Here is a 22,106-nt window from a genome sequence, read left to right as displayed (position 1 = left end):
CCAATACCCCGAAGACGAAGTTCTCAGTGGCTGTCAGTCAGCACCATGGCCTGGGGGAAACCTTCAGAGGCCAGCCGCTCCATGGCGCGTTCAGCATCCTTCGAATCCCCGAAGGGGCCCACCTGGACCCGGTGGAACTCGCCGGACGCGGTTGTTATCTGGCGCACCCGCACCGGATCACCCGTGCGACGCCGGACCGCCTGTTCAAGCTGCCGTGCCGGCGCGACCTGGCTGAAAGAGCCCAATTGCACGAACAGGGCCTCGCCCGACGAGGCCGCGGGCTCAGTGGGTGCTTTGGCGGCGGTATCACTGCCACCTGGCCAGGGTTGCCCGGCCAGGGTCATGCTGCCGTCCGGGCGCACGGTGATGGCCGCCACTTCTACCCTGGCAGTGCCGTTGCCCAGGAAATCCAGCTTCTTGGCGGCGGCCCAGGACAAGTCTATCAGACGATTGCCGTGAAAGGGCCCGCGGTCATTCACCCGGACGATCACCGAACGCCCGTTGTCGAGATTGGTCACCCGGGCATAGCTGGGCAGTGGCAGACTCCTGTGGGCGGCCGACATCTTGTACATGTCGTAGGTCTCGCCATTCGAAGTCAGGTGACCATGAAACTTCTTGCCGTACCAACTCGCAATACCGGTTTCTACATAACCGTCGGCACTGGCGTGCTCCATGACCCAGTATTTCTTGCCCCAGACCGTGTAGGGAGACTTGTTGCCGGCGCTGCGGGGTTCTTCATACCGGGGCACGGCATTGGTCACGCCGCTGACATCCACATCCGCTTCGGGGCCACGGTCCTGGGACATGCTGTAGCGCCCGGAATTACCACCGTCAGAGGCGCACCCCGCCAGCAGAGTGGCAAGCAGCGCCAGCACACCCAGTATCGATAACCTGTCCTGTGGCTTCATGGTCATTCTCCGACTCCGGACTCCGCAACGGTCTCCAGCTCTTTTGCCAGTTCCCCGGCAAGTTCCTGTACCGCCATGGCATACAGATGGCTGTGATTATAGCGGGTAATCACATAGAAATTGTGGCCCGTCAGCCACCACTGTGGCCCGTCATCCGCTTCCAGCCGGATGATCCGCGCCGGCTCGTCACCGGCGAGGGAGTCCGGCAGGGACACCCCGGCCTCACGGAAGTCCGAGACCGTGAACCGGGGCCGGAGTTCCCGGGTCATCATGCGCTCCGGCACCTGGATATCGTTATCCAGGCGAATGGCCACCGGGCCGCCCGGACGCCACCGGTGTTCGTCGAAATAGTTGGCAACGCTGCCGATGGCATCCACCGGGTTATCCAGGATATCGACGACATCGTCGCCATCGAAATCCACGGCGTAGTGGCGATAGCTTGACGCAATAAACTGCCCATAGCCCATGGCCCCGGCGTAGGAGCCCTTGAGCCGGGACGGCTCGAAGCCCTGTTCACGGGCCATCAGGAAGAACTGCTCGAGTTCACTGCGGAAAAACCGGCTCCGGGGCGGGTAATCAAAGGCCAGGGTCGACAGGGCATCCACCACCCGGTAGGACCCCATGTAGCGGCCATACCAGGTCTCCACGCCGATAATGGCGGCAATCACCTCCCGGGGGACCCCGAACGCCTCTTCAGCGCGATCAAAGGCATCCTGGTGCTGCCGGAGGAAATCAGCGCCCTGGGAGATGCGCTCCGGCTTGATGAAAATGGCCCGGTACTCGTGCCATTGCAGGGTGTGCTCGGCGGGCGAACTGATCAGTTCAATGATCCGTTCCTGATGCCGGGCCTCGGCCAGCCACTGGCTCAGTTTGTCCGCATCGAACCCGTGCTCACGGACCATGCCATCAACAAAGTCGTCAAACTCGGGGCGATCGGTATAACCTTCGGATGTCGACTGGGCGGACGCCGGCACGAGGACCAGCGCCAGCAGAAAGGACAGGAAATTCAGGTGCTTCATGCGCGCTTCTGGGTCAGTTTGTTTGCCGGAAGATTACCACGGGGTCAAGGCACTCACCATTACCGGTCATTAGGGCTCGTCAGGCCGTAATCATCCGTCGGTGGGTATGGATCGCCATCAGTACCCCGAAGGCGGACATCAGGGTGACAATCGAGGTACCGCCATAGCTGATCAGCGGCAACGGCACCCCGACAATCGGCAACAGGCCACTCACCATACCGATATTGACCACGATATAGACGAAGAAGGTCATGGTCAGGGCCCCCGCCAGCAGCCGGCTGAAGGAATCCTGGGCGTTGGCAGCGATATACAGGCAACGCAGGATGATCAGGAAATAGGCCGCCAAAAGGATCATCAGACCCACGAAGCCGAATTCCTCCGCCAGCACCGCGACGATAAAGTCGGTATGACTCTCGGGCAGGAATTCCAGATGGGACTGGGTGCCCTGCAGCCAGCCCTTGCCACTCCAGCCGCCGGAGCCGATGGCGGTGGTGGACTGGATAATGTTCCACCCCGCCCCCAGCGGATCACTTTGCGGATCCAGCAGGGTGAGCACCCGCTGTTTCTGGTAGTCCCGCATCACAAAGAACCACATGGCCGGGGCCGCCACCGCCAGCAAGGCGATGAAACTGGTGATCAGCCGCCAGCTCAGGCCGGCAAAGAACACCACGAACATACCGGCTGCCCCCACCAGCAGCGAGGTACCCAGGTCCGGTTGCTGGATGATCAGCACCATGGGCACCAGTACCAGGCCGACACCGATCACCACGTGCCGGAACCGTGGCGGCAGATAGTGCCGTGACAGATACCAGGCCGCCACCATGGGCACCAGCAGTTTCATGATTTCCGAGGGCTGGAACCGCGGCAACCCCGGCAATGCCAGCCAGCGCTGCGCGCCCTTCGCGCCTATCCCCATGACCAGTACCGCCACCAGCCCCACCAGGCCGAGGGCGTACATCCAGGGCGACCAACGCCGATAGACGGAGGGATCCAGTTGCGCAAAGACGAACATGGCGACAAAGGCAACCCCCAGGCGCATGACCTGCGCCTCGACCGTGGAAATGCTGGCATCAGCGCCGCTATACAGCACAATCAGTCCACCGCCGGACACCATCAATAGCAGCAGCAGCAGCCATGGATCCAGGTGCAGGCGATGCCACAGGCTGACGGGGCGCTGCAGGCCACCGGTGGACTCTACGGTCGCGGAACCCCCGATCATGGCTGCTCCCCCTCCACCTGGCTGATGACGGACTCCTGGCCGTTGAACTCCTTGAGCCAGGCATCGAACATGGCCCGGGCCACCGGTGCGGCGGTCCCGCTACCACTGCCGCCATTCTCGACGATCACCGACACCACGATCTGCGGGTCGTCCGCCGGCGCAAAACCAACAAACAGGGCATGGTCCCGCAGGCGCTCCCGGATTTCCTCGGCATCGTACTCCTCGTCCTCGGCCAGGCTGAACACCTGGGCGGTGCCGGTCTTGCCCGCCATGCGGTAGTCGGCGCCTTCCGCCGCACCCCGTGCGGTGCCTCGACGACCATGCATGACGTCCTCCATGGCATCCACCACGTATTCCCAGGTATCGTGATTATCAATGGTGAGATCCTTCAGGTATTCCGGCTCCAGGACGGATTCCAGTGCGGTATCGCCCATGACATCCTTCAGCATGCGGGGCTGCACCCACTCTCCCCGATTGGCCACCAGGGACGTGGCGGTGGCCAGTTGCAGCGGGGTAGCCAGGAAGAACCCCTGACCGATGCTCATGTTCACTGAATCCCCGGGATACCAGGGCTCGTTTCGCATGCCCCGCTTCCAGTCCCGGGACGGCAGCAGTCCGGGCAATGCCCCGCCCACGTCAAGGGTGGCATCCTTGCCGAAGCCGAAACGGGACAGATAGTCATGCATGATATCCACGCCCATCTCGACACCCAGCTCATAGAAATAGACGTCGCAGGACTCGGCCACGGCTTTCCTGCCGTCCACCCAGCCATGACCGCCCCGTTTCCAGTCCCGCCATCGACGACCGCCACTCCTGATATCGAAGTACCCGGGATCCCAGATGGTCTTGTCCCGGGTGAAGGTGTCGCTGTCCAGTCCCGCCAGCAGCATCATGGGCTTGATGGTGGACCCGGGCGGGTACTGACCCCGGAGCGCCCGGTTGAACAGGGGTTTGTCCCGGGAACCGCTCAGTTCCCGGTATTCCTCCACGCCAATGCCGGTGACAAACTGGTTGGCGTCAAATCCCGGCACGCTGGCCAGGGCCAGGATGCCGCCGGTATCCGGCTCAATGGCCACAATGGCACCCCGACGCCCCTCCAGCAGCTCGAAGGCCCGCTGCTGCAGGCGCATGTCCAGGTGCAGCATCAGATCCTCGCCGGGCACCGGATTCTCACGTTCCAGTACCCGCAGGGTACGGCCACGGGCATTGGTTTCCACGTGCTCATAGCCCACCTGACCGTGCAGTTCCTCCTCGTAGACCCGTTCGACACCGGATTTACCGATGTAGTTGGTGCCGGCGTAGTTCACCGGGTCGATACGCTGCAGTTCCTCACGATTGATTCTCCCCACGTAACCCAGGGCATGGGCGTTCAGTTCGCCAAACGGGTAGTGGCGCACCAGTTCCGCGCTCACCTCAACACCCGGCAGCTCGTGGCGGTGGACCGCCATGCTGGCGATTTCCTTCTCGGTGAGGTCGTAGTGCAGGGGAAGCTCCTGGAACGGGCGGCGGGGTTCCTGCAAGCGGCGGCGAAAGCGCTCCATCTCCTCATCGGAGATCGCCAGCAGGTCCCGGAGCCTGGCCAGGGTCCGGTCCATGCCCTCCACCCGCTCCGGCACCAGCGTCACGCTGAACACCGGGCGGTTCTCCGCAATCAGGGTGCCGTTGCGGTCGTAGATCAGGCCACGAGTGGGCGGCACCGAGCGTACCTGCACGCGGTTCTGGTCGGAAATGGTGGTGTAGGTATCGTGCTCGATCACCTGCAACTGGTAGAAACGGCCGATAAGGACGCAGAAGAGCGCCACCACCAGTCCCAGCATCACCAGGACACGGCGCTGGAAAAGTCGCCGTTCAGCGGCGGTGTCCTTGAATTCGCCCCAGGCCATGGATCAATCCTAAGCGCGGTGGTAGGGATGGTTCCGGGTAATCGACCAGGCCCGGTAGAGCTGCTCCGCCAGTACAATGCGCACCAGGGGATGAGGCAGTGTCAGGGGTGACAGGGACCACTGCTGGTCCGCCCGATCCCGACAGGAGGCATACAGGCCGTCTGGACCGCCCACGAGAAAACTGACGTCACGACCGTCGAGTTGCCAGTTTTCCAGTTGCCGGGCCAGGTCTTCCGTTGACCAGGGACGGCCCCCCACTTCCAGGGCCACCACCCGGTCCCGATCCCCCGCGGCGGTAAGCACCGAATCCGCTTCCTGCTGCATCAGCCGGGCCACATCCGGATTCTTGCCGCGATGGGCCATGGGCACCTCAACCAGCTCCAGGGGCATTTCCCTCGGCATGCGGCGGGCATACTCCTGATAGCCGTCGGTCACCCAACCGGGCATCTTCTGTCCGACACAAATCAGCCGCAGACGCATACCTATTCGCTGCCGGCGGCACCAAGGCCGGGGGCGTCACGCCACAGGCGTTCCAGGTCATAGAATTCACGGGTTGCCGGCATCATCACGTGAACCACCACATCCCCCAGGTCCACCAGGATCCAGTCGCTGGAGTCACCCCCTTCGACCGTGGCCTCCCGGATACCACGTGCCTTCATATCGGCGACGACGGCCTCCGCCAGGGAGCGGAGATGCCGCCCCGAGGTGCCGGAAGCCAGTACCATGTAGTCGGTAACGCTGGTTCGGTCGGTCACATCGATAACACTGATATCCTGGGCTTTCACCCCTTCAAGCGCATCAATAACAAGTGCTTTCAGCTCGTCTGCCTGCATAATCATCCTGTCTGGTGTAACCGGCCAGCGCCGGCTACAGGGAGTGGGTACAGTAGTGTGGCGTCTGCGAATAACCCAGACACCCCACTATTGTATCACCAATCATTGGCCGGGCTCACCGCCGTAGAGGCCCCGCCTGCGAATTTCCGTCACCACCGCATCCGGTACCAGGAAGCGGATCGAACGCCCCTGCTCCAGGCGCTCCCGCACCCCGGTGGCGGAAATGTCCAGCATGGGAGGCTCAATTTCATAGATGCCCCCGCCGGGCATGGATTTGATCTCGTGCAGGTGTTCAACCCGACGCTCGGCCAGTAAACGATCCGGCACGGAGCCGGGCTCCAGTTCCGCGTTGGGGCGTCTGACCAGGATGATATGGGCAAGTTCCGGAATCTGCTCCCACTCCTCCCAGCGATCAAAACCACTGAAGGCGTCCGTGCCCAGCACGATGGCCAGGGGCTCATCCGGCCCCAACTCCCCGCGTAGCTGACGCAGGGTGTCAGCGGTGTAGGAAGAACCGCCCCGACGCAGTTCACGACCATCCACCGCCAGTCCGGGCTCATCGGCCACCGACAGGGTCAGCAGGTCGAGGCGATCTTCGCTGGTGCCTCCGGGGGTGGCCCGGTGGGGTGGAATATGACAGGGCATCAGGTGGATGCAGTCCACCTCCAGGCGCTCCCGGAGTTCGATGGCCACCCGCAGGTGACCATTGTGGACGGGATCAAAGGTACCGCCGTAGATAAGGTGCATATCAGGTCCGGATGTGGCCGTCGCCGAACACCACGTACTTCTGGGAGGTCAGGCCTTCCAGACCCACCGGCCCACGGGAGTGGATCTTGTCGGTGGAGATGCCGATCTCGGCGCCCAGGCCATACTCGAAGCCGTCGGCGAAGCGGGTGGAGGCATTCACCATCACGGAACTGGAGTCCACTTCCGTGATGAAGCGACGGGCCCGGGTGTAGTTCTCGGTGACGATACTGTCGGTGTGCTGGGAGCTGTAACGGTTGATATGGTCAATGGCACCGTCCAGCCCGTCGACAACGCGCACCGCCAGCACCGGCCCCAGGTATTCCTCGTACCAGTCGTCCTCGGTGGCGGCCACCATGTCGGGGATAATGGCCCGGCTGGCATCGCACCCGCGCAGCTCGACGGCATGCTCGCGGAAGGCTCCCGCCAGCAGGGGCAGGATGTCCTCGGCAATCTCCCGGTCCACCAGCAGGGTCTCCATGGTGTTGCAGGTGCCGTAACGCTGGGTCTTGGCGTTCACCGCCACTTTCAGTGCCTTCTCGGGATCGGCGTGGGCGTCAACATAAACGTGGCAGACCCCGTCCAGGTGCTTGATCACCGGCACCCGGGCGTCCCGGCTGATGCGTTCAATCAGGCCCTTGCCGCCCCGGGGCACAATGACATCCACGAACTGCGGCATGGTGATCAGTTCACCCACCGCCGCCCGGTCGGTAGTGCGGATCACCTGCACGGAGGTGTCCGGCAGACCGGCGTCCCGCAGCCCGGTCACCAGGCATTCGGCGATGGCCTGGTTGGAATGGATGGCTTCCGATCCGCCCCGCAGGATGGTGGCATTGCCGGATTTCAGGCACAGGCTGGCTGCCTCCACGGTCACATTGGGCCTGGATTCATAGATGATACCGATCACCCCCAGGGGCACCCGCATCCTGCCGACCTGGATGCCCGAGGGCCGGTAGGCCATGTCGGTGATCGCACCGATCGGGTCCGGCAGGCCGGCCACCTGGCGCAGGCCCTCGATCATGCCATCGATACGGGCCGGGGTGAGCTCCAGACGATCCAGCATGGCCGGCTCCAGCCCATTGTCGCGTCCGTTCTCCAGGTCTTTACGGTTAGCCTCGGCTAGGGTGTCACGGGCGGCATCGAGGGCGTCCGCCGTGGCCAGCAGGGCCTGGTTGCGGGTTGCCGTCGAGGAACGGGCGATGGCCGTCGCGGCCTCACGGGCCTGCTGACCAACATCGGCCATGTAGGCTGCAATATCCATGGAATCGGTAGCTCCGGTTGTGGGGACAGATCGCCACCTGGCGTAACCCGGCGGATAACCGGGACCTGCCATGCGGCCCCTGCGCTGTATCAATGGCAAACGGGGCGTTATTATGCCCGACCACAGCGAATTTGGCACATTGATGTTATCATTATTCATTGTGACAGCCAGTGGTTACCGGTGCTCTTATCACCGGTTTGTCCCGGCCACCAGTACCGACAGCAGGAAGGACAACACCATGGCCCAGAAGGCCGAGCGATTTGTACTGAGCCGACTGGCCTGGCTGGGAAGCCTGGCACTCCTGATACTCGCCATATTCTGCCTGACCCTCGGCAAGTTGTTCCCGGCCCTTGCCTCGGTGGTGACCGCCGGCATTGTCTGGACCAGCCCGGCCCTGCCCCGGCACCGGCATGGGCGCCTGTGGCAACTGGCCAACCATCTGCTGGTGCTGCTGCTGGCGCTGGTCCTGGGGGCGGCCCTCTGGCTCGGCAATGAGCCCCTGACCTACTGGCTGTACGCCCTGCCCCTGATCATCCTCGGGCTGCTACCACCCCGGCTGGCACCGGCCCTGACCATCGTCTCGATGGTGATAGCCTTCCTGGCGCTGACGTCCATGGCGGGCGATCCGCAGCGGCACCAGGTTATCAGCACACTGGCATTAACCACCATCCTGGCCGGCCTGTTCTTCCTGTTGCGGGAGCACAAGGCACGCCAGCTGGTTCCGCTGAGACGCTCCGATGAGCTGACCCAGGCGGCCAGCCGCGAGTACCTGTCCGCCGACCTGTACAAGGAGATCCAGCGCAGTGAGCGGGAAGGTCTGGATATGTCCGTGGTGCTGCTGGGTCTTGACGCCCACCTGAGCGAACCGGACGCCGACACCGATATTCAGGCGCTGCTGCCCCGCATTGGTCGCTACCTGCACTCACGCCTGCGAGATTTTGACACCTGGTACCGGGTGGCCGACCTGCAGTTCCTGATCATCCTGCCCGGGGTACCCACGTCAGGCGCCAGCAAACGGGCGGAACAGATACGCCTGGGCCTGATGGCTCTGCTGGAGTCCTACAGCCTGGATGTGACCGTCAGCGCTGGCGTCGCCGGCCTGAACATCGGCGATGACGCGGACACACTCCAGCAGTCGGTGGCCAGCGCCCTGCAAAGTGCCCAGAAAAAGGGGGGCAACCGTGTCCAGTCCTGGAGCACCTGGACCCACACGCCGCCCGGCGATGTCGAAGGGAGCCCGGTAACGTGACCGAGACCAGACTGCGAACCATCACCAGTTCCGCCGCCTACGGCTTGTGCGCCCTGTTCTTCGCCATACTGGCCACGCAGAATCTGCAATTCGGCTTCTATGGCCTGTTCTACCTGGCGGCCGGCCTCGCTGCCATTGGCCTCGGCGCCTGCCTCTACACTCTGGCGGCGAGGAACTATCAGCTCCGGGCCCGGGGGCATGCTCCCCTGGTGGTGGCCCTGGAGCTCCCGGTACTGGCGGCTCTCTGGGTCGACGGCCCCTCCTCCGCCGCCCTCTGGAGCTTCCCGGTGCTCGTCCTGGCGTTCCTGGTGCTGCCCCTGCGGGCCGCCCTCAAGGTAACCCTGCCCGTCGCCCTACTGTTGATGTTGTTGCTGGCCTTCGCCCTGCCCCTGGCCGACAGCCTGCCGGCCATCATGGCGTTTGTGCTGTTGGTGGCCAGCGCCGGACTGGCAAGCTGGCACTATGACCACATGGCCCAGTCCGCCGAAGATCTGGCGATCATCGATTCCCTCACCGGTGCCCATAATGCCCGTTTCCTGGACGAAACCCTGCACAAGGAGATCAGTCGCGCCAAGGCGACCGGCCACCCGGTATCGATCCTGATGATGGATATCGACCACCACGACGAAGTACGGGAACTGCTCGGCACGGAGCAGACCCAGGCCCTCTACCGCCGACTGGCGGAGCAACTGTTCACCCTGATCCGGGCCGGCGACACCCTCTACTTCCTGGGCCAGGGTCGGTTCTGCCTGATTCTCCCCTTCACCCACGAGGAAGGCGCCCGGGTGACCGCCGAACGTATCCGGCGCAGCATCGCGGAGGCGCAATGGCCCCAGGTGGGCCGCATGACGGTGAGCATCGGGGCCACCACCCATAGCAGCCTCGACACCCTGGCGGAACGCCTCAGGCAGCGGGCCACCGACGCGCTGGAGGAAGCCGGCCGACGGGGCCATGACCGGGTCTGGTTTGCTGCGGATCCACGCCGGGCGGCCTGATGCAGGAAGCTATCCAGGCGCTGACGGCGTGGCTTGCCGCCAACCCCGGCTGGGTGGCCGGGGCCATCTTCATGACCGCACTGCTGGAATCCCTGGCCATGGCGGGGCTGCTGGTGCCCGGTGTGGCCATCCTGTTCGCGACCGCGGTGCTGGCCGGCAAGGCGGGTATCCCGGTGCTGGAAATCCTGGCCTGGGGGGCGGCCGGCGCCATTGTCGGTGATGGCCTGAGTTTCTGGCTCGGGCGACAGTTCCGGGGCCGGCTGCACCAGGTCTGGCCCTTCCGTCGGCGTCCGGCCATGCTCCGTCGGGCGGAACTCCTGTTCGTCCGCCATGGCGGCAAGAGTGTGGTCATTGGTCGCTTCGTGGGGCCGGTGCGTCCGGTAATCCCGATGGTGGCCGGCGCCTTCGGCATGCCGGCCCGTCGCTTTACCCTGGTCAACCTGGCTTCGGCGCTCGCCTGGGCCCCGTTCTACCTGCTGCCCGGCTACAGCGTGGGTATGGCACTGGTCGGCCCCGACCCCATCCCGCCGGGGCTATATGCCCTGGCTGCCGGCGCTGTCGTGGTGTTGCTGGTGGCCTATTTCCTGTTCTTCCGGCTCCAGCTCGGGCTTCGCAGCCGCAGCCCCCTGTATCAGTGGCTGGAAGGGAAAGTCATTCGCTACGGTACCACTCACCATCTCTGGCAGCGCTTCTCCAGTAGTCGGCCGCAGGGCCCGGAGGAGTTCCCCCTGGCATCCATCAGCCTGACCCTCGGCGCTGGCGGTGGACTGGTGCTGTGGACCCTGCTAAGCCAGGCAACGGCGGTACTGGCACCGCTGGACAGCTTCTTCGCCGATATCAGCGGCATCCTGCGCCATCCGCTGACCGACCCGGTTGCCATCGCCCTGACCCTGGCCGGCGACCCGGCGATTCTGGTCACAGGCGCCCTGCTGCTGGCCTCGGCCCTGGGGTTCCGCGGCTACTACAGTGCCGCCAGCCATGTGCTCGGGGCCCTGGTGCTGGCGTCCGCCAGTGTCACACTGATAAAAACCGGGCTTGCGGTGGAGCGCCCGCCATTGGTGGAACTACCTCCTGCCAGCTATGCCTTCCCCAGCGGTCACGCCACCGGCATCACGGTGTTCCTCGGGCTTGCCGGCGCCTTTGTGGCGAGGGAATGGAAGCCATCCAGACGCTGGCGGGTCTACCTGACCTTCAGCATCCCCATGATACTGGTGGCCTTCAGTCGGGTGGTACTGGGAGTCCACTGGTTCTCGGACATGGTGGGAGGACTGCTGCTCGGACTGACCCTTTGCGGGCTGGTACGGGTCAGTTTCAGCCGTCACGACCAGGTGCCGCTGACCCTGGACCCGATCATCGCCATGGCCATCCTGTTATGGCTGGGCGGCCTGGCGGGTTATGTCCTCTGGCAGTGGCCGGCCGCCATGGCGGCCTACGCTCCGGCCTCATGATCACTCCATGGCGTCCAGCAGGTCGCTCAGCCGGTCCAGCCTGTCAAGCGGGTCCTGGTATTCCAGCAGGCGCTGCTTTTCCTGGCCATCGAGGGGCAACAGCTCGATCAGGCGCCAGCCCACCTCGCGTGCACTGGAGAAGTCCACCTCAAGCTCGAGGCGATTGACCACCGGGTGTCGAAGCAGCGCCCGCAGCACGGAAGCCAGCTCTGAGCGACCGGTGGGCAGGGCGTCCTCCGGCTCGTCCGGTAATCGTTCGGCATGGCCCAGATTCAGGCCGTCCGGGGCCTGCCAGCTCCGATGCACCGCCACTTTCCACTGCCCTTCCACGGTAATACCCAGCAGGCCATTATCCAGTTGCTGGAAATCAACGATCTTTACGTAGGTGCCAATGTCATAGAAGACCGCGTCGGCGCCGGCCTCGTTCCCCTCCCGCAACAACAGCACCACGAACCCCCGCTGTTCCCGCAAGCAGGTGGCAAGCATATCCAGGTAACGGGGTTCGAAAAGCTGCAACGGGAGTCGACCGCCCGGCAGCACCGTGGTACTCAGGGGAAACAGCGGCACATGGTCCAGTAATTGGGTCACCAGTCGTCTCTCCGGTCCTGGATGTTCAGCGTGGCGATAGCAGGTCCTGGAGCTGGTCAAGCCGCTCCCGCGCGGCGGACAGCAGTTTCAGGCTGCGGGAGGCGGACAGTTCCAGCGCCCCCAGGCGACGGTATGCCGGCACCTGCTCAAACTCCGGCAGGCCCTCATTCTGGTCGGCGGAGATGCGCGCATGCAAGCGCGACACGATCACCAGGTCCACCAGTTGCGGCTTGTCCTTCGCACACTCGTAGAACCAGTCATCGCCATGGCGGGCCGCCTCCACGAAGGTGTCCGGGAAGCGCCAGGTTTCCAGGATGGCGGCGCCAATGTCGGACTGCAGTTCCGCCATTGCCCGGCGCAGTTCCGCGGGACTGGCCAGCAGCGCAGGGTGATGCTCGGCATGCACCAGCACGGGCACGGCGCCGATATTATGGAGCAGCCCCGCCAGCAGCGCCTCTTCCGGGGCCACCCGGGTCGCCGACTCCGCCAGCACATAGGCCAGGGCACCGACGGTCCGGGCTTCCCGCCAGAGTTCGTCCATGGCCTTCTGGAGTTCCGGATGCCGGCTGCGGAACACTTCCCGCATGGCGAATACGGTCACCAGTTGCCGGGTTGTCCGCCCCCCCAGCCTTACCACCGCGTCGTGGACGTTACGCACCTCACTGTAGCCCCGATAGAGGGCACTGTTGCAGGCCCTGACCAGCTTGGCGGACATGGCCGGATCAGCGGTGATGGCCTTGCCGATATCCTCCACCGAGGAATCCTCCCGGTCCGCCAGCCGTCGCACTTTCCAGGCCACGTCCGGCATGCTGGGCAGGCTCACCTGGTTGGACTTCAGTTCAGCGTAGAACTCCATCAGCAGGCGATGGTCCTCGTCCGTGTCCATATCTTCTCCGGCCTTGTCGTCGGAATGCTCCAGCGGTGCGGATCGCAGCAGGTTGTTGAGCACGGACTGCTCAATGACCAGGAACTGGCAGGGTTGCACCGCCGTGACATCAAACATCCGCGGCTGGAGCCGGGCAATGGCATTCATCGCCTGCTCGGAACCAGCCGTGACGGTGGTCTGGCGACCATCCCCCGCGGTCAGTTCCACCGCCCCTTTCAGCAGGAAGAAATCCATGCCGTCACGGGCACCACGCTCCAGTATTTTCTGGCCGGGACGGCTGACCCGGCGTTCGGCGCGGTTTATCAGCACCACCAGTTGATCATCCGACAAGCGGTTGAGGGGATGGAATGCTCTCAACTGCCTGAGGTCCACGTTTTCACGAACGGTCATCGACAACGTCCTTTTCCTGATGTAATGCGCCCTGACTGTGAACTATTGTAAACACGGCGGCGCAAAACAACCATTCGCCGTGACCGGAATCTGGTATTCTCAACGGTTTGCACAGTCGATGATGAGAGATTGAAGCGATGCCAGACTACCGTTCACGAACCTCCACCGCCGGGCGCAATATGGCGGGAGCGCGGGCCCTGTGGCGCGCCACCGGCATGAAAGACGACGACTTCGGCAAACCGATCATTGCCGTTGCCAACTCCTTCACCCAGTTTGTTCCCGGCCACGTTCACCTGAAGGACCTGGGCCAGCTCGTCTGCCGCGAAATCGAAGCCGCCGGCGGCATTGCCAAGGAATTCAATACCATTGCCGTGGACGATGGCATCGCCATGGGCCATGACGGCATGCTCTATTCCCTGCCGTCCCGGGAGATTATCGCCGATTCCGTCGAGTACATGGTCAACGCCCACTGCGCCGACGCCCTGGTGTGCATCTCCAACTGCGACAAGATCACGCCGGGCATGCTCATGGCCGCCATGCGCCTGAACATCCCCACCATCTTTGTGTCCGGCGGCCCCATGGAAGCTGGCAAGACCAAACTGTCCGAGCACAAGCTGGACCTGGTGGACGCCATGGTCATCGCCGCAGACCCCAACGCCAGTGACGAACAGGTGGAAGAGTACGAACGCAGTGCCTGCCCCACCTGCGGCTCCTGTTCCGGCATGTTCACCGCCAACTCCATGAACTGCCTGACCGAGGCCATCGGCCTGGCCCTGCCCGGCAACGGCTCGACCCTGGCCACCCACGCCGACCGTGAACGACTGTTCCGGTGGGCCGGCCGCCAGATTGTGGACAATGCGCGCCGCTTTTACGAGCAGGACGATGCCAGCGTGCTGCCCCTGAGCATCGCCTCCATGGCCGCCTTCGAGAACGCCATGACCATGGACATCGCCATGGGGGGGTCCACCAACACCATCCTGCACCTGCTGGCGGCGGCCCAGGAAGGCGGCGTACCCTTTACCCTGAACGAAATAGACGAACTCTCCCGCAGGGTACCCCAGTTGTGCAAGGTGGCCCCGAACTCCCCGAAATACCATATGGAAGACGTGCACCGGGCCGGCGGGATCATGGGCATCCTGGGCGAACTGGAGCGCGGTGGCCTGATCAACACCGACCTGCCCACCGTCCATAGCAGGACCATGGCCGAGGCCCTGGATACCTGGGACATCATGCGCAACCCGACCCCGGAAGTGATCGACTTCTACAAGGCCGGTCCCGCCGGCATTCCCACCCAGCAGGCGTTCAGCCAGAGCACCCGCTGGCCGTCCCTGGACGGTGATCGGGAGAACGGCTGCATCCGCTCGGTGGAGAATGCCTATTCATCGGAAGGCGGCCTGGCCGTACTGTACGGCAATATCGCCCTGGATGGCTGCGTGGTGAAGACCGCCGGCGTGGACGAAAGCATCTATGTGTTCGAAGGGCCGGCCCGGGTCTTCGAAAGTCAGGACTCAGCAGTGGAAGGGATCCTGGGCGACCAGGTCAGGTCCGGCGACGTGGTGATCATCCGCTACGAAGGGCCCAAGGGCGGCCCCGGCATGCAGGAGATGCTGTACCCCACCAGTTACCTGAAATCCAGGGGGCTGGGCAAGGAGTGCGCGCTGCTCACCGATGGCCGCTTCTCCGGGGGCACCTCCGGCCTGTCCATTGGCCATGCCTCACCGGAAGCCGCCGCTGGCGGCGCCATCGGCCTGATCGAGGATGGCGACCTGATCCGCATCGACATCCCCAACCGCACCATCAATGTGGAGATCGACCAGCATGAACTGGATCGCCGCCGCGAACAGCGGGACACGGAAGGCTGGAAGCCCGCCGCCCCTCGACTCCGCAAGGTGTCGGCGGCCCTCAAGGCCTATGCCCTGCTGGCCACCAGTGCCGACAAGGGTGCGGTGCGGGACCTGACCAAACTGGACTGACCCGCTCCCCCATCCCCCGGGCGTCGGAAGACCTCCGGGGGATGGGAACAGACTTCTATTCCTTCGGTTTGGTCTCCAGCGGCTCCTGCTCGCTGAACTCCCGGATGAACAGTCCCCAGAAGGCCATGAACAGCGCCGCCACCAGGGGCCCCATCACGAACCCGTTGATGCCGAACATCACCAGCCCGCCCAGGGTCGACAGCAGCACGATGTAATCCGGCAGCTTGGTATCCCGACCCACCAGGATCGGACGCAGCAGGTTATCCGCCAGGCCAATGACAACAGCGCCAAACACCGTCAGCACGGTGGCCGGCACATACTCGCCGATCGCCACCAGGTAGATCGCCACCGGCACCCAGACCACCGCAGCACCCACAGCCGGCAGCAGCGAGAAGATCGCCATCACCACACCCCACAACACGGCGCCGGTGATACCGAGTATCCAGAAGATCAGGCCACCCAGCGCCCCCTGGATAACGGCGATGAAAAGGTTGCCCTTCACCGTTGCCCGGGTAACTTCGGCGAACTTGGTGAACAGCATGCGTTCGCGCTCGTCGCCCAGAGGCAACGCCTGGATCAGCAGTTCCACCAGGCGGGAACCGTCCCGCAGCAGGAAGAACGCCAGGTACGCCATCAGGGCGGTATTGAGGAAGAACTGGAAGGTGTTCTGCCCGAAACCCAGGGCCTGCTTGGCCAGGAACTGGCTGGCACCGGCGAAGCCCGAGGCCAGCCGGTCCCGCAGTTCGGCAAAATCCAGGTTGAACTGAGCCAGGAACGCCTCGATCGCCGGGAACGACTGGTTGATCTGGTCCAGGTACTGCCCGGGGCGGATATCGCCGTCCTGGATCTTCTGATAGATGGCCAGCCCCTCGGCCACCATGGTGGACACCAGGATCATGATCGGAATGATCACGATGAACAGGCAGATCAGGAGCGTCAGGAAGGCCACCAGCCCGGACCGTTCGCCAATCCGCCGTGACAGCCACTGGCGCACGGGGTGAAAGATCACGGCAATGGCCACGGCCCAGAAGATCGGCCCGGTGAAGGGCTTGAGGAGGAACAGGAAGGCCAGCGAAACCAGTAACAGGCTTGCCAGGAAGGTCCAGCGCTCCAGGCTTTCATACTTCATTGAATATCATTCCTTTGCACAGGTGATCGGACAGGGTCCCGATGACAGCATGGCCAGTACGGCCCCGATGGAGTTATAGTAATCGGTTTGGGCAATTCCGATAAAGGCCGCCTATGTCTCCCGACACAGTATGACCGGATTGGCGGCCGCAACGGAACCAGTCAGCACAGGAAAGGTCACAACGGTGTCAGGTAACGGCTTTAATGAGGAAACCGCTTTGCAGGCCGCCGAGGCCCTGGCCGGGGTTCTCGCGCGCCGGACCCATCGCCGCAAGGTGATGGGTCAGGAAGTACTTGTGCCGGGCCAGTTGGGCGATGCACTGCGACTGCCGCAACTGATCAACCGCCTGAGGAGCCGGCAACAACGGCAAAGGGACCGTGCCGTGGAGGAGTTTGAAACCCTCTGGGAGACCCTGTCCCACCTCACCCGGAACCAGGTCTGCCGGGAACTTGACTGGTACGACCCCCGGGAACTCAGCTGGGAAGACAAACGCTCCAACCGTCGTCCCCCACCGGAATCCTGACGTCGGCCAGCTAACGCCTCCAAGGGCCATGTTTAGCGATCCGCGAACCGCCTGTAGGCGTATTGACGTACTTGCTGGGCCACCTGTCAGACCTTTAATTGTCACATTGAGCCCTTATGGTGGATTCTGTGTTTCGCCCGATTTATCGTTGAGTCACTGAAAGTCGGAAAGGAGCACCCGAAGAAAAGGAGCAAAACATGACTGAACATCACGATTTCTATGTCGCGCGACTGGCGGAACACAGCACGGTTCCGACCCTGCTGTGCGGTCATTGCCGGTCGATACTGTCACCCAACCGGATCTTTTCCAATGACGGTGAAAACCGTTATGACCTTCCCTGCATGACCATTGGCCTGTGTTCAGCGGACGACTGCGGCGCCGTGAACTGCTGCGATGAAGCCATGAAGGGCGCGGAACAGCAGCGTCACGAGAACCGGATCGCCGTCTGATTCAAATCGATAACGCTCTGTTACCGAAAGCACACACAACGAACCGCCATCTGCTCTAAGCTGTCCCCATTCAATCCTGTGTTTCGTCTGGTTAATTCACTGCGCACGCAGGCCATCGGCAGGCCTGTCGTGCTGGAAGTCGGTGCATTAACCAGACGGAACACCCGGGGCCACGCTTGCAATCAGCCAGAGCAGTCGATGGTATGCGTATTCTGAGAACCAAGGACTCCCGCTTCCGGGATCTGCCGGACTTCCCTTACCCGCCGCAATTCACGGATGTCGGCACCGACACCCCCCTGCGCCTCCACTACGTGGACCACGGCCCGGCCGCGGCGGCTCCGGTGGTCCTGCTCCATGGCGAACATGGCTGGTCCTACCTGTACCGGCACATGATCCCGCCACTGGCGGGCGCCGGCCTGCGGGCGCTGGCCCCGGATCTGATCGGTTTCGGAAAATCCGACAAGCCGGACAGCCAGGAGGACTACTCCTTCGAAAAACACCTGGACTGGCTGGAGAAATGGCTGCTGTCCCTGGACCTGGACAACATCACCCTGGTGTGCCAGAACCGCAGCTCACTGCTGGCTCTGGCGCTGGTGATGCGCCAGCCAGAACGCTTCGGGCGCATCATTGCCGCCAATGCCGTGATCCCCCGGGCCGAGCAGGACCATGCACCGGTCTCCGGGCTCTGGCAGATGTTTGCACGCTATAGCCCCTGGTTTCCGGTACCGCAACTGATCCAGCTCGGCACCACCCGACCGCTGAGCAGGACCGAGCTGGCCGCCTACGACGCTCCCTTCCCCGACGACCGCTACAAGGCCGGGGCCCGGTCCTTCGCCCGCGCCCTGCGGCAGCATCACAAGGACCTGAACCGTCAGCGCCTGTGGCGTTTCCTGGAAGGATGGCAGAAACCGTTCATCACTTGCTTCAGCGATTCCGATGCAGGGACCCGCGGAGGGCACCGGCCGCTGCAACGGCGTATCCCCGGGGCGCTGGGCCAGCCCCATGTCACTCTGTCAGGGGGGCACTTCCTGCAGGAGGATGCCTCCGACAGCTTCGCCCGGGTGATCATCGACGCCTGCCGGCCAAGCCTGGCGGCCTGACCGGTGGCCAACCGCCGGCTCTATCCGAATACCGCCACGGTCTGACGGCTGATGGCCACCAGCTCACCCTGACGATTCCAGATCTGCGCATGCACGTTGCCGTAGCCGTCGCTGGCCCGGTCAATGGAGGCGTGGTAGAGCAGCCAGTCGTCCGGCTTCACCGTCGGCAGGGGATCCATCAGTTCCACCGACCAGGTCAGCGAACTGTTGGGGGCAAAACTCGTCAGATGGGACAGGGGGACCGGCGGCCAGGCATCGATCAATGCCATGATGGCCGCTTCGTCCAGTTTTGACGGCGCTTCCCGGAACTGCATCCAGCCACCCATGTCGCGATGCTTCTGCCCACTGAACGGACGGCTGCCAAAACACCAGCGCATTTCGATGAACTGGGCAAAGTTGGGCATCATGCCCTCAACAAACGGGGTCGGCTCGCAGTCCTCGGGGGCGGGCGCCTCCGGTGCCGGTAACGGCGCGACGGACACGGCGGACTCCCGACCCGAACCGAAGCTGCCAAGGGCCGCCAGTCGGGTGGTGCCATCCTGCACCATCCGCAGCATTACCTGGCTTACCGATTTGCCCTCCCGCAACAGTTCCACCTCCAGGGCCACCGGAATGCCCGGCTCCACCGGCCCCACGAAGGACACCTGCATGGCGCGCATGGGGCGACCCGGGGTGACCACGGACTGCATCCGTTCACAGGCCAGCGCACCGGTCAGGCCACCAAAGGTAGCCCGGCCCTGCGCCCAGTTGGCGGGAATGATCACTTCGTTACGGGAAGCGGAAGCAAGGATGTCCTCAAGGGTCATGGCGATCTGAACTCCGGCTAATTAATAAGGATGCGTACTATCAAAGGCAAAAAGACTGCCGCAAATCCGCCCCCGGCACAAGTCACACCGGCAACTACCTACCTGCCTGCGCTATAAATGCCGGCGGCAACCGCGTATACTCCGCCCCGTCATTGTCAGCACGATGACCAGATCCATGGACGCCCCTTCCCGTAAGCGGCCGGTCCGTGACGATACCAGCCGGGTTTATGGGGTGAGATTAACAAGCTACCCCGACGCGCTCAGCCGGTAGCTTCAGGAGCCTCGCACCTTCTTTACCGGACCTGTCATTACAGGCCCGGACACCAGACTTGTGGCTCCCCCACCCCGAATACCAGGTAATTACATGTCCGAACAAACCTTCGCTGAACTCGGCCTCGACCCGGCCGTGCTTGACGCTGTCCGCTCCGTTGGCTACGAAACCCCGTCACCGATCCAGGCCCAGGCCATCCCGGTGCTGCTGGAAGGCCACCACCTGTTGGGCATCGCCCAGACCGGTACTGGCAAGACCGCAGCGTTCGCGCTGCCGCTGCTGAGCCGTATCGATGCCGACGACCTGTCCGCCCAGATTCTGGTGCTGACCCCGACCCGTGAGCTGGCCATCCAGGTGGCGGAAGCCTTCACCACCTATGCCAGCGGTTTCCGCCAGCTCCACGTGCTGCCGATCTACGGCGGCGCCGATTTCGCGCCGCAGCTCAAGGCCCTCAATCGGGGCGCCCAGGTCATTGTCGGCACGCCCGGCCGACTGCTGGACCACCTGCGCCGCGGCAAGCTCAAGCTGAACAACATCAAGGCGTTGGTACTGGATGAAGCCGACGAAATGCTGCGCATGGGCTTTATCGACGACGTGGAGGCGATCCTCGCCGCCACGCCGGACAGCTGCCAGCGCGCGCTGTTCTCGGCCACCATGCCACCGGCCATCGCCCGGGTCGCCAACACTTACCTGAGCGATGCCCGGGAAGTAAAGATCAAGAGCGAAACCCGCACCGTTGAGCGTATTTCCCAGTTCGTGCTGCCCACCTTTGGTGACCGCAAGCTGGACGCCCTGACTCGCATCCTGGAGGTGGAACCCATCGATGCGGCGATCATCTTCGTGCGCACCAAGGCGGAAACCACCCTGCTGGCCGAGAAGCTGGCCGCCCGCGGACACTCTGTCGCGCCCCTGAATGGCGACCTGAACCAGCGCCAGCGGGAACAGACGGTGGAAGACCTCAAACGCGGCAAGAAGGACATGATCATCGCCACCGACGTGGCGGCCCGGGGCCTGGATGTGCCCAGGATCACCCACGTCATCAACTACGATGTGCCCTACGACAGCGAAGCCTACATCCACCGGGTGGGCCGTACCGGTCGTGCCGGCCGTACCGGCAAGGCGATCCTGCTGGTCACCCCCCGGGAGCGGAGCTGGCTGCGCACCCTGGAGCGTGCCACCAACTCGCCCATGGAGTCCTATGAGCTGCCGTCACCGGCCGCCCTGCAGAAGCTGCGCCAGGAACAGTTCGAACAGCAGCTCCTGGGCTTCGCCGAGGATGGCAAGCTGGCCAAGGCGATGGGCCTGCTGGACGACATTGCCGAGCGCAATGATATCGATATGGCCATGCTGGCCGGTGCCCTGGCCTGCTGGATGGAGTCGGCCCAGCCGGGATCACTGCCCCTGGAAACCCCGTCCGAGCTGCCGATCCCGTCGGCACGCCCGCCGAAGGGCAAGGGTGGCCCTGGTGGACGTCAGGGCCGGCCCCGTGGCAACTTCAAGAAAGGTGGCCCGGGCAAGCCCGGCGGTTATCGTGGCAAGCCGGGTGGTAAACCCGGCGGCAAGCGGGACGGCTTCAAGCCCGCCGGCAAGCGCCGTCAGGACGCCTGAGGGCGCTGGTAGACCACGAAACTGTAGTCGTAGGGGTTGTTATCGGACGCGGAGAAATCCTCCCGTCCGAGTTCCTGCCATTGCTCCAGGTCCACTTCCGGGAAGAAGGCATCCCCTTCAACCTCGGCGTGGACCTGGGTGATGTAGATACGGTCGGTTTCCGGCAGCACGGCCTCGTAGATCTGACCTCCCCCGATCACCATCACCTCATCGATACCATCCAGCATTGCCTGGGCTTCAGCCTTTTTGAACGCCTCATCAAGCGTCGCCACCCTGGCCACGCCCTCGGGCAACTCAAGTTCCTTTGACGACACCACGATGTTGAGCCTGCCCGGCAGTGCCCTGCCAATGGATTCCCAGGTCTTGCGGCCCATGATGATGGGCTTGCCCATGGTGGCCTGCTTGAAATACTTCAGGTCTCCCGGCAGGTACCACGGGAGCTTGTTGTTCCGACCTATGACCCGATTGCGGGACATGGCTACTATTAGTGCTTTTCTCATTGGAGCGGGCCTTCATGGACTGGTGCATGGACAGCTACCGGGTAAGGCTTTCCGGAACACGCCGTAAATCCGTCCCTGGAGGCTCTTCAAAAACGTCCCTGTTTTTGAAGGTTCCGGAAAGCCTTACCCGGCATCTGCCCCCATACAATGGATGTGTCCTCGAATACCGAAAGACTGTACTGAATTCAACTTCACTAAGCGGTGTACTCAAAGCCGGATAAGCATACTTAATATCTTGGGTGTACGAGTGCCCGGGGCCTTTTTCTGAAACCTTCAAAAACAGGGACGTTTTTGAAGAGCCTACAGGGATGTATTCACGGCGTG

Annotated in this window: 21 protein-coding genes; 8 read left to right on the top strand and 13 right to left on the bottom strand. The window is 63.5% G+C overall.

Annotation, left to right across the window (positions count from 1 at the left end):
* Positions 1 to 23: 23 nt before the first annotated feature.
* The 8 genes from RO069_RS17795 to RO069_RS17760 form a co-directional block, all read right to left on the bottom strand.
* Positions 24 to 914, bottom strand: coding sequence for a septal ring lytic transglycosylase RlpA family protein (locus RO069_RS17795; protein ID WP_442915391.1), 891 nt, complete (start codon positions 912 to 914; stop codon positions 24 to 26).
* Entirely contained in the window at positions 911 to 1,927 is a 1,017-nt protein-coding gene (mltB, locus tag RO069_RS17790; RefSeq protein WP_328189417.1) for a lytic murein transglycosylase B, read from the bottom strand. The genes RO069_RS17795 and mltB overlap by 4 nt, the downstream gene beginning before the upstream one ends.
* Before the next feature lie 79 nt (positions 1,928 to 2,006).
* A complete protein-coding gene (gene rodA / locus RO069_RS17785; RefSeq protein ID WP_328189416.1) occupies positions 2,007 to 3,146 on the bottom strand; it encodes a rod shape-determining protein RodA in 1,140 nt (379 codons plus the stop codon).
* The gene (gene mrdA, locus RO069_RS17780) at positions 3,143 to 5,029 is read right to left on the bottom strand and encodes a penicillin-binding protein 2 (protein ID WP_328189415.1); all 1,887 of its coding nucleotides are present in this window, start codon (positions 5,027 to 5,029) and stop codon (positions 3,143 to 3,145) included. The genes rodA and mrdA overlap by 4 nt, the downstream gene beginning before the upstream one ends.
* Before the next feature lie 9 nt (positions 5,030 to 5,038).
* Positions 5,039 to 5,509: a 23S rRNA (pseudouridine(1915)-N(3))-methyltransferase RlmH gene (rlmH, locus tag RO069_RS17775; protein ID WP_328189414.1), complete on the bottom strand. Its 471-nt coding sequence runs from the start codon at positions 5,507 to 5,509 to the stop codon at positions 5,039 to 5,041.
* Positions 5,510 to 5,511: 2 nt separating this feature from the next.
* Positions 5,512 to 5,862 (bottom strand): ribosome silencing factor, encoded by a 351-nt coding sequence (gene rsfS, locus RO069_RS17770; protein WP_328189413.1) that lies wholly within the window; start codon positions 5,860 to 5,862, stop codon positions 5,512 to 5,514.
* A 102-nt stretch (positions 5,863 to 5,964) separates the two neighbouring features.
* Entirely contained in the window at positions 5,965 to 6,609 is a 645-nt protein-coding gene (gene nadD / locus RO069_RS17765; RefSeq protein ID WP_328189412.1) for a nicotinate-nucleotide adenylyltransferase, read from the bottom strand.
* Position 6,610: 1 nt separating this feature from the next.
* A complete protein-coding gene (locus RO069_RS17760) occupies positions 6,611 to 7,867 on the bottom strand; it encodes a glutamate-5-semialdehyde dehydrogenase (protein WP_328189411.1) in 1,257 nt (418 codons plus the stop codon).
* Positions 7,868 to 8,105: 238 nt separating this feature from the next.
* On the opposite strand from RO069_RS17760, the gene RO069_RS17755 reads away from it, so the two are divergent.
* Genes RO069_RS17755 through RO069_RS17745 form a run of 3 tightly spaced genes read left to right on the top strand, consistent with a single transcriptional unit; the run spans position 8,106 to position 11,559 of the window.
* On the top strand, positions 8,106 to 9,116 hold the full coding sequence (locus tag RO069_RS17755; RefSeq protein ID WP_328189410.1) for a GGDEF domain-containing protein: 1,011 nt from the start codon (positions 8,106 to 8,108) through the stop codon (positions 9,114 to 9,116).
* Positions 9,113 to 10,111 (top strand): GGDEF domain-containing protein, encoded by a 999-nt coding sequence (locus tag RO069_RS17750; RefSeq protein WP_328189409.1) that lies wholly within the window; start codon positions 9,113 to 9,115, stop codon positions 10,109 to 10,111. Before RO069_RS17755 ends, RO069_RS17750 begins: the two co-directional genes overlap by 4 nt.
* On the top strand, positions 10,111 to 11,559 hold the full coding sequence (locus RO069_RS17745; RefSeq protein WP_328189408.1) for a bifunctional DedA family/phosphatase PAP2 family protein: 1,449 nt from the start codon (positions 10,111 to 10,113) through the stop codon (positions 11,557 to 11,559). Before RO069_RS17750 ends, RO069_RS17745 begins: the two co-directional genes overlap by 1 nt.
* Here RO069_RS17745 and RO069_RS17740 read toward each other — a convergent pair whose 3' ends face one another.
* Positions 11,560 to 12,147 carry an LON peptidase substrate-binding domain-containing protein gene (locus RO069_RS17740; RefSeq protein ID WP_328189407.1) on the bottom strand — a complete coding sequence of 196 codons (588 nt, stop codon included), beginning with the start codon at positions 12,145 to 12,147 and terminating at the stop codon, positions 11,560 to 11,562.
* A 25-nt stretch (positions 12,148 to 12,172) separates the two neighbouring features.
* Positions 12,173 to 13,423 carry an HDOD domain-containing protein gene (locus tag RO069_RS17735; RefSeq protein ID WP_328189406.1) on the bottom strand — a complete coding sequence of 417 codons (1,251 nt, stop codon included), beginning with the start codon at positions 13,421 to 13,423 and terminating at the stop codon, positions 12,173 to 12,175.
* Between the two features lie 137 nt (positions 13,424 to 13,560).
* On the opposite strand from RO069_RS17735, the gene ilvD reads away from it, so the two are divergent.
* A complete protein-coding gene (gene ilvD, locus RO069_RS17730; protein ID WP_328189405.1) occupies positions 13,561 to 15,396 on the top strand; it encodes a dihydroxy-acid dehydratase in 1,836 nt (611 codons plus the stop codon).
* Positions 15,397 to 15,451: 55 nt separating this feature from the next.
* Here the strand turns inward: ilvD and RO069_RS17725 are convergent, their stop codons facing one another.
* The gene (locus tag RO069_RS17725; protein ID WP_328189404.1) at positions 15,452 to 16,525 is read right to left on the bottom strand and encodes an AI-2E family transporter; all 1,074 of its coding nucleotides are present in this window, start codon (positions 16,523 to 16,525) and stop codon (positions 15,452 to 15,454) included.
* A gap of 184 nt (positions 16,526 to 16,709) precedes the next feature.
* Between RO069_RS17725 and RO069_RS17720 the strand changes: the two genes are divergently transcribed.
* The 3 genes from RO069_RS17720 (at position 16,710) to RO069_RS17710 (ending at position 18,597) form a co-directional block, all read left to right on the top strand.
* Positions 16,710 to 17,048 (top strand): hypothetical protein, encoded by a 339-nt coding sequence (locus RO069_RS17720; RefSeq protein ID WP_328189403.1) that lies wholly within the window; start codon positions 16,710 to 16,712, stop codon positions 17,046 to 17,048.
* A 197-nt stretch (positions 17,049 to 17,245) separates the two neighbouring features.
* The gene (locus RO069_RS17715; RefSeq protein ID WP_328189402.1) at positions 17,246 to 17,497 is read left to right on the top strand and encodes a hypothetical protein; all 252 of its coding nucleotides are present in this window, start codon (positions 17,246 to 17,248) and stop codon (positions 17,495 to 17,497) included.
* A gap of 203 nt (positions 17,498 to 17,700) precedes the next feature.
* Positions 17,701 to 18,597, top strand: a complete 897-nt coding sequence (locus RO069_RS17710; protein WP_328189401.1) for a haloalkane dehalogenase — start codon at positions 17,701 to 17,703, stop codon at positions 18,595 to 18,597.
* A 20-nt stretch (positions 18,598 to 18,617) separates the two neighbouring features.
* Here RO069_RS17710 and RO069_RS17705 read toward each other — a convergent pair whose 3' ends face one another.
* Positions 18,618 to 19,403: an acyl-CoA thioesterase gene (locus tag RO069_RS17705; protein ID WP_328189400.1), complete on the bottom strand. Its 786-nt coding sequence runs from the start codon at positions 19,401 to 19,403 to the stop codon at positions 18,618 to 18,620.
* Between the two features lie 364 nt (positions 19,404 to 19,767).
* Between RO069_RS17705 and RO069_RS17700 the strand changes: the two genes are divergently transcribed.
* Positions 19,768 to 21,282, top strand: coding sequence for a DEAD/DEAH box helicase (locus RO069_RS17700; protein WP_328189399.1), 1,515 nt, complete (start codon positions 19,768 to 19,770; stop codon positions 21,280 to 21,282).
* Here the strand turns inward: RO069_RS17700 and RO069_RS17695 are convergent.
* Positions 21,270 to 21,782 carry a dihydrofolate reductase gene (locus RO069_RS17695; RefSeq protein WP_328189398.1) on the bottom strand — a complete coding sequence of 171 codons (513 nt, stop codon included), beginning with the start codon at positions 21,780 to 21,782 and terminating at the stop codon, positions 21,270 to 21,272. The genes RO069_RS17700 and RO069_RS17695 overlap by 13 nt on opposite strands.
* Positions 21,783 to 22,106: the final 324 nt, after the last annotated feature.

The organism is Marinobacter sp. OP 3.4, assembly GCF_036224885.1.
GTDB lineage: Bacteria > Pseudomonadota > Gammaproteobacteria > Pseudomonadales > Oleiphilaceae > Marinobacter.
Note: the sequence above shows the minus strand (reverse complement) of the source record. Positions and strands in the feature narration are given on the sequence as shown.